This is a genomic window from Streptococcus parasanguinis (genome assembly GCF_009717775.1).
Taxonomy (GTDB): domain Bacteria; phylum Bacillota; class Bacilli; order Lactobacillales; family Streptococcaceae; genus Streptococcus; species Streptococcus parasanguinis_AG.
This window is the reverse complement of the sequence record NZ_WMZF01000009.1, coordinates 48188-55595: the sequence shown is the minus strand read 5'-3', so window position 1 is coordinate 55595 and position 7408 is coordinate 48188. Positions and strand designations below refer to the sequence as shown.

General features: G+C 44.4%; 6 protein-coding genes and 10 tRNA genes. 15 read left to right on the top strand and 1 reads right to left on the bottom strand.

Annotation, left to right across the window (positions count from 1 at the left end; all coding sequences use genetic code 11):
- Nucleotide 1 precedes the first annotated feature (1 nt).
- The 15 genes from GMC92_RS09745 to GMC92_RS09675 all read left to right on the top strand — a co-directional run bounded on the left by GMC92_RS09745 (nt 2) and on the right by GMC92_RS09675 (nt 5098).
- A tRNA-Ile gene (locus GMC92_RS09745) sits at nt 2–75 on the top strand.
- 10 nt (nt 76–85) lie between these two features.
- Nucleotides 86–157, top strand: a tRNA-Glu gene (locus GMC92_RS09740).
- A gap of 7 nt (nt 158–164) precedes the next feature.
- Nucleotides 165–254: transfer RNA gene (locus GMC92_RS09735), tRNA-Ser, on the top strand.
- 9 nt (nt 255–263) lie between these two features.
- Nucleotides 264–337, top strand: a tRNA-Met gene (locus tag GMC92_RS09730).
- Between the two features lie 3 nt (nt 338–340).
- Nucleotides 341–413 (top strand) — tRNA-Phe (locus GMC92_RS09725).
- A gap of 15 nt (nt 414–428) precedes the next feature.
- Nucleotides 429–509 (top strand) — tRNA-Tyr (locus tag GMC92_RS09720).
- A 6-nt stretch (nt 510–515) separates the two neighbouring features.
- A tRNA-Trp gene (locus tag GMC92_RS09715) sits at nt 516–586 on the top strand.
- Nucleotides 587–598: 12 nt separating this feature from the next.
- Nucleotides 599–671: transfer RNA gene (locus GMC92_RS09710), tRNA-His, on the top strand.
- A gap of 13 nt (nt 672–684) precedes the next feature.
- Nucleotides 685–756: transfer RNA gene (locus tag GMC92_RS09705), tRNA-Gln, on the top strand.
- Between the two features lie 10 nt (nt 757–766).
- Nucleotides 767–850: transfer RNA gene (locus GMC92_RS09700), tRNA-Leu, on the top strand.
- 103 nt (nt 851–953) lie between these two features.
- Entirely contained in the window at nt 954–1391 is a 438-nt protein-coding gene (locus GMC92_RS09695; RefSeq protein WP_003004547.1) for a zinc-dependent MarR family transcriptional regulator, read from the top strand.
- A 1-nt stretch (nt 1392) separates the two neighbouring features.
- Nucleotides 1393–2097 carry a metal ABC transporter ATP-binding protein gene (locus tag GMC92_RS09690; RefSeq protein ID WP_070674580.1) on the top strand — a complete coding sequence of 235 codons (705 nt, stop codon included), beginning with the start codon at nt 1393–1395 and terminating at the stop codon, nt 2095–2097.
- Nucleotides 2090–2893 carry a metal ABC transporter permease gene (locus GMC92_RS09685; protein WP_049483547.1) on the top strand — a complete coding sequence of 268 codons (804 nt, stop codon included), beginning with the start codon at nt 2090–2092 and terminating at the stop codon, nt 2891–2893. Before GMC92_RS09690 ends, GMC92_RS09685 begins: the two co-directional genes overlap by 8 nt.
- Before the next feature lie 2 nt (nt 2894–2895).
- Entirely contained in the window at nt 2896–4401 is a 1506-nt protein-coding gene (locus GMC92_RS09680) for a zinc ABC transporter substrate-binding protein AdcA (RefSeq protein WP_155200276.1), read from the top strand.
- A 139-nt stretch (nt 4402–4540) separates the two neighbouring features.
- Entirely contained in the window at nt 4541–5098 is a 558-nt protein-coding gene (locus tag GMC92_RS09675) for a DUF6287 domain-containing protein (protein WP_155200275.1), read from the top strand.
- A 190-nt stretch (nt 5099–5288) separates the two neighbouring features.
- On the opposite strand, the gene GMC92_RS09665 is transcribed toward GMC92_RS09675, so the two are convergent.
- Nucleotides 5289–7364 (bottom strand): GH92 family glycosyl hydrolase, encoded by a 2076-nt coding sequence (locus GMC92_RS09665; RefSeq protein ID WP_155200274.1) that lies wholly within the window; start codon nt 7362–7364, stop codon nt 5289–5291.
- Nucleotides 7365–7408 lie beyond the last annotated feature (44 nt).

Here is a 7408-nt window from a genome sequence, read left to right as displayed (position 1 = left end):
TGGGCGCGTAGCTCAGGTGGTTAGAGCGCACGCCTGATAAGCGTGAGGTCGGTGGTTCGAGTCCACTCGTGCCCATTAATAGTATGGTCCGTTGGTCAAGGGGTTAAGACACCGCCTTTTCACGGCGGTAACACGGGTTCGAATCCCGTACGGACTATATATTTGGAGGATTACCCAAGTCCGGCTGAAGGGAACGGTCTTGAAAACCGTCAGGCGTGTAAAAGCGTGCGTGGGTTCGAATCCCACATCCTCCTTAATATTAACGCGGGATGGAGCAGCTCGGTAGCTCGTCGGGCTCATAACCCGAAGGTCGTAGGTTCAAATCCTGCTCCCGCAATTTGGCTCGGTAGCTCAGTTGGTAGAGCAATGGATTGAAGCTCCATGTGTCGGCGGTTCGATTCCGTCTCGCGCCATCAATTCAATAATCAGGAAGGGTAGCGAAGAGGCTAAACGCGGCGGACTGTAAATCCGCTCCTTCGGGTTCGGGGGTTCGAATCCCTCCCCTTCCATCCTTTACGGGCATAGTTTAAAGGTAGAACTAAGGTCTCCAAAACCTTCAGTGTGGGTTCAATTCCTACTGCCCGTGTTAATAATTATGGCGGGTGTGGTGAAGTGGTTAACACACCAGATTGTGGCTCTGGCATGCGTGGGTTCGATCCCCATCACTCGCCTATTTATTATTATTGGGGTATAGCCAAGCGGTAAGGCAAGGGACTTTGACTCCCTCATGCGTTGGTTCGAATCCAGCTACCCCAGTTAAATTTATGCCGGCGTGGCGGAATTGGCAGACGCGCTGGACTCAAAATCCAGTGTCCGCAAGGACGTGCCGGTTCGACCCCGGCCGCCGGTATAGATTATAAAGGAGTTTTACTCCTTTTTTTGTTTTATTTTTTTCTTTTTTATGATATAATTAACCGGTAAAGTTTCTTTTAGTGAATTAGAAGGAGTTAATTTTGTCTGAAGTTGCAAATAAAATCGATCGATTTTTAAATTCTATTTTATTATTATCTGAGAATCAACATGAGATTTTAGTTGGGTCTTGTACAAGTGGTGTTTCATTAACCAACACTCAGGAACATATTTTGATGCTGGTTGCTGATGAAGCTCTAACCAATTCTGTCTTAGCAAAGAAATTGAATGTTAGTCAGGCAGCGATCACGAAGGCTGTGAAGCCCTTATTAAGTCAGGGGATGCTGGAGACTTATCGCGATGAAAATGATGCACGGGTTCTCTATTATCGCTTAACTGAGATTGGTAAGCCAATTGCCTTAGAGCATCAGCACCACCATCAGCATACCCTTCACACTTATGAGGATGTTTTGTCGAAGTTTACTAAGAATGAGCAAGGGGTCATTTCGCGGTTTTTAGATTTATTGGAAGAGGAGTTATAGTTTGAGGTATATTTCGGTTTCAAATTTATCGTTCTATTATGATCGAGAACCGGTTCTGGAAGGGATCAATTACTACTTAGATAGTGGGGAGTTTGTTACCTTGACTGGGGAGAATGGGGCTGCTAAGTCAACCTTGATTAAGGCTAGCCTTGGCATCTTACAGCCCAAGGTTGGGACTGTTGAGATTTCAAAGACGAATGTTAAGGGAAAGAAGTTAAGGATTGCTTATTTGCCGCAACAAATTGCTAGTTTTAATGCAGGGTTTCCAAGTACGGTCTATGAATTTGTGAAGTCAGGTCGGTATCCTCGTAAAGGCTGGTTTCGAAAGTTGAATGAGCACGACGAAAAACATATTCTGAAGAGTTTAGAATCTGTTGGGATGCTGGAGTTCAAGGATCGGGCGATTGGTTCTTTGTCTGGTGGTCAGAAACAGCGGGCTGTCATCGCTCGGATGTTTGCTTCAGATCCGGATATCTTTGTTTTAGATGAACCTACGACAGGGATGGATGCGACGACAAAGAGTGATTTTTATGAGTTGATGCATCACAGTGCGCATCACCATCAAAAATCTGTTTTGATGATTACGCATGATCCTGAAGAGGTTAGCCAATTTGCGGATCGGAATATTCATTTGGTTCGTGACCAAAGCTCTCCTTGGAGATGTTTTAATGTCCATGATACTGAAGGGGAGGGTGACCATGCTTGATTTATTCCAGTATGATTTTATGCAGCGGGCCTTGTTGGCTATGGTTGCCATGAGTCTTTTTTCTCCTGTATTAGGGATTTTCTTGATTTTAAGACGGCAGAGTCTGATGAGTGATACGCTGAGTCACGTCTCTCTTGCGGGTGTCGCTTTTGGACTTTTTCTTGGGATCTCTCCGACGCTCTCGACTATGATCATTGTCATTATTGCTGCGGTTTTCCTTGAGTATTTGCGGACCTTATTTAAGGACTTTATGGAGATTGGGACGGCAATTTTAATGTCCACTGGTCTTGCCCTAGCTTTGGTACTGATGCGTGGTGGTGGGAAGAGCTCGATGAGTTTGGATCAATACTTGTTCGGTTCTACCCTAACCATTACGGATGAACAGGTGATTGCCTTGTTTGTGATTGCTTTCGTTGTATTAGTGCTGACGGCCTTATTCTTGCGGCCTATGTATATTTTGACCTTTGATGAAGATACGGCCTTTGTGGATGGGCTTCCGGTCCGGACCATGTCCATCTTATTTAATGTGGTAACGGGGGTTGCTATCGCCTTGATGATTCCTGCAGCAGGATCGTTATTGGTTTCAACCATCATGGTTTTACCGGCGAGTATTGCGCTGAAATTAGGGAAGAACTTCCGTGGGGTCATGCTGATTGCAGTCATCATTGGCTTTATCGGGATGTTTAGTGGGTTGATTTTGTCTTATATTGCAGATACACCAGCGAGTGCCAGCATCACGCTTTTATTTGTGGGACTGTTCTTGCTTGTGAATCTTGGATCACGTTTGAGGAAGTAGATATGAACTTTAAAAAATTTGGTTGGTTATTGTTAGTGGCTTTAACACTTGTTTTGACAGCTTGTGGCAAAAGTCAGAGTCAAAATGGGAAATTAAAAGTGATGACCACTTTCTATCCTGTTTATGATTTTACAAAAAATATTGTCGGAGATGAAGGAACGGTAGACCTGCTCATTGGAGCGGGATCAGAGCCTCATGAATATGAATTGTCTGCTAAGGGGCGGGCTATGATTCAAGATTCGGATGTTTTCGTCTATGAAAATGAAAACATGGAAACCTGGGTTCCAAATCTTTTGAAATCAATGAAGGATAAGAAAACCAAAGTGATCGATGCCACCAAGGGCATGGTCTTGCTTCCTGGATTGGAAGAGGAACATGAACACGAAGGGGGCGAAGAACACCATCATGAATATGATCCTCACCTTTGGCTCTCTCCCCATCGTGCCATGAAGATGGTAGAGTCGATTCGTGATCAGTTGGTGGCAGCTTATCCAGATAAGAAAAAAACGTTTGAGAAAAATGCCCAAGCCTATCTGAAGAAATTACAGGCCTTGGATCAAGCTTATCAGGATGGCTTGAAAGATGCGAAACAAAAGAATTTCGTGACCCAACACGCGGCTTTCCGCTACTTGGCCTTGGATTATGGCTTAAACCAGGTGGCCATTTCAGGGATTTCACCTGATAGTGAGCCTTCTGCTGCACGATTGCGTGAATTGACAGAGTATATCAAGAAAAATGAGATCAAGGTCATTTACTTTGAGGAAAATGCTTCTAAGTCCTTGGCGAAAACCTTGTCTTCTGAAGCTGGTGTTGAGTTGGCTGTCTTAAATCCTTTGGAAAGCTTGACGGATCAAGAAATGAAAGATGGCGAAGACTACGTGTCTGTCATGAAGGAGAATCTGAAGGCGCTAGAGAAAACAACGTCACAAGCTGGTAAGGATATTCAACCGGAACATGAGGAAGATTCTAAGACGGTTCAAAAGGGCTATTTCGAGGATAGTCAAGTGAAGGATCGTAGCTTAGCAAATTATGCAGGTGATTGGAAATCAGTTTATCCATACTTGCAAGATGGAACTTTGGATCAGGTATTTGATTATAAGGCAAAATTAAATCCAACTATGACGGCTGCTGAGTATAAGGAATATTATACCAAGGGTTACCAAACAGATATTGATCGGATTAAGATTGATAAGGATTCAATGGAGTTTTATCAAAAAGGATCTTCTAAGAAATACACCTATAAATACGTAGGTAAGCACATTTTGACTTATAAGAAGGGGAATCGTGGTGTTCGTTATCTTTTTGAAGCGAAAGAGAGCGATGCGGGAGACTTCAAATATGTTCAATTTAGTGACCATGAAATTACTCCGGTAAAGGCAGCTCACTTCCACATTTTCCATGGAGGAAAGAGTCAAGAGGCGCTTTATGATGAGTTAGAAAATTGGCCAACGTATTATCCTTCCAACTTATCTGGTTTAGAAGTGGCACAGGAAATGCTGGCTCATTAAGAGCTGTATCAAAAGAGAGACTAGGACTGATTATCCCGGTCTCTTTTTGATTAAAAATGAGGAGTGAAGCTTGTCAAATACTTGAAAATACGTTACAATGAAAGGGCTTTAAACTAAAAAAATGTATGGGGAATTTTAAATGAAAAAAGTTGGTGCAATTCTTGTGAGTCTTCTCAGTGTAGTCCTGTTGCTAGCTTGTTCGCAACAGAGCGCGAGTAAGAAATCAGATTCTTCTTCTAGTCAAACGAGTGCTTCTTCTGAGGTGAAAAAGACGACAGCTTCTAGTTCAGAAGTGAAGGAGAAAGAAAAAAAAGAAGAGAAAAAAGAAGTGAAGAAAATGGATCTTGAGGCGATTGCTAATGGAGATTACAGCAGTATTGCTGGGATTTGGCAAGATGATAAGGGAAACAAGCTGGTCTTTAACGACAAAGGGTTGGTCTCACAAGAGTTAGAGGGCTATGGAGCTTCTTTGACGGATTATGGAACAGCATCAGAAGGCATTTATGGTGGTCGTGATGGAGGCTTCTTGTTGGAGTATATTCCTGCGGGAGTGACCATTGGTGATCAGGTCGATGATCAAGGACAAGTGGTCTTTAAGGATACATCAGATGCCTCTAAAAACCGCTTGTGGTCTGGTGTTGGTATCGCTAGTTTTGGGGAACAAGGCTCGATCTACTATCATGTAGGAGATGAATAACAGAAAAAAGAGGCTGGGACAAAAGTCCTAGCCTCTCAATTGTTTTTGGATTGTCAAGCAAGACGCAGTGGTTGAGTGGGCTCTACTACGCTGATTTCATCAGCTTTTACAGCCCTACTCAACTGTGCGGAGGTGGGACGACGAAATCGAATTCTAATGAATTACCGATTTCTGTCCCACTCTCTTTTTCTTATGCATGTGGGGGGAGCCAAGAAAGCTCAAACTGGAGCAATTGGGCTTCAAGGAGATCTTGATGGGAAATCTCTTGTTTCTCTTTGCCATCTAATAGGGCTTTTTGGATGAAATAGGCGCCTGCAGTGTGTGAGTTGGCGCAAATTTTGAGCTCATGATTTGGAAGATGGAGAAGAACTTCTTTAAAGAGAGGGAGGCCCAGATCATAGATTGGTTTTCCTGGGCAGGTTGGGTAGAGTCCAAGGGCTGACCAGATGTACCAAGCAGATAGGCTACCATTGTCCTCATCACCTGGATAGGCTTGGAAATCTTGATGAAAAGCTTGAGAACGGATCTGGTGGATCAGGAGATTGGTGTATTCGGGATGAAGGCTGTGACGGAAGAGGTAGGGAATGTGAAAGCTGGGTTGATTGGAGATGGCGATCTGCCCAAATGGGGCTTGGGCCATTTCACTCATTTCATGGATTTCATAGCCATATCCTCTTACATCAAATTGAGGTTTTTGATTGGCTAGATCCAGCAGTCGTTGGGTAAAGGCTTTTTTACCGCCCATTAGCTCTATCAGGCCGGAGAGGTCGTGTAAGGCTCCAAAAGTAGCCTGGGTTGCAGAACATTCTGCATAATCTCCTCCCCAGCTGGTAGGAGAGAAGGGTTCTTTAAAGTTTCCATTGGTGGATCGCGCCCTCATGAAGCCTGTTTGGGTATCATACAATGTTCGGTAGGAGAAGCTAGAAGCAGCATACCGAGCGGCTGTTTTTGTATGCCCCAATTGCTTGGCAACGGTAGCAATGCAAAAGTCACTATAGGCATAATCGAGGCTATAGCTCACACTTTCGTGAAAATCATCGGGTAGGTAGCCAAGGGCCTTGTAGCTTTCATTGCCATGGCGACCAAAATGTTGAGTGGGATCTGTTTTTTGGGCCGTCTGGAGCATGGCTGTCAGCATGTTTTCATGTAGGTCTGGTGCGATCCCTTTTGTGACAGCATCCGCAAAGACTCCATCGATGAGGGTACCTGGCATCATTCCTCGTTCATCTGGGGCCAACCATTTTGGTAGAAAACCAGTATCCTGGTAAGTATTTAAAAATCCTTCGAGGAAGTGACGGTAATAATCGGGGTAGACAAGGCTAAAGAGTGGAAAAGAGGTCCGAAAGAGGTCCCAAAATCCGATATTCGTATATGCTTTTCCTGGTTTGATTTCCTGATGGGTGACATCCAGGTGCCAGTCATTTCCCTTGGTATCTGTTTCGTAAAAGGTTTGAGGGAAAAGGAGGAGTCGGTAAAGGCAATGATCGAAAAAGGCTTGATCACATCCTCCGTTATCTTTCACTTCAATTCGTTTTAGTAGCTGATTCCATTGATCGGCTGCTTCTTTTTTAGCTTTTTCTAAGGAAAGGTTGGGAAGATGGCTGTGAGCCATGTCTTGGGACAGATAAGAAGTTCCTAATTGGACGGTCACTTCCTTGCTAGCAAAGGTCAGAAAAAGATCTTGATCGATGTGAGTGACGCTCTCAATCGGCTGGCTAAATTGCCACTGGAGATAGAAAGAGTAGGAAGTATCTGCGGTATGGGCCTGATCCAGAATGTGGAAGTGGCAGGTTTGGTCTGTCAGAGTCAAGTCCTCTAGTTCCTTTGTTGCATGAAAGCAGAGAGTCAGCTTTTCTGGTGCTCGAAAGCGCATGACAGCCCCGTAGCGGCTTGGAACCAGCTCACTGTGAATCTGATAACGTTCCGAAAAAATCCGAAGGTAGTGGGGCTGGAAAAGAGCTTCTTTCATCGAATAACTGCTTTGGCGACGGAAGAGGTCGGAACTTGCAATTTCTCCTGTGATGGGCGTGATGAGGCACCAAGCGTAGTCTCCTATCCAAGGACTAGGCTGGTGGGTGAGACGAAATCCCTGAAAAATAGGGAGATTGGGGTTGAAAAACCAAGCTCCTTGTTCGTGTGTCGTCTGAGGAAGAAAGTAGTTCATCCCAAAAGGGACTCCGGTATAAGGGAGGGTGTTCCCGTGCGAATAGTGGGGATGATTATCGCTTCCCCAGCGGGTATCGATGGTTTGGCAATGTGTGCGCATCTTGTCTCCTTTTTCTTCATCAACCTTAAATGATCTGTGTTTTT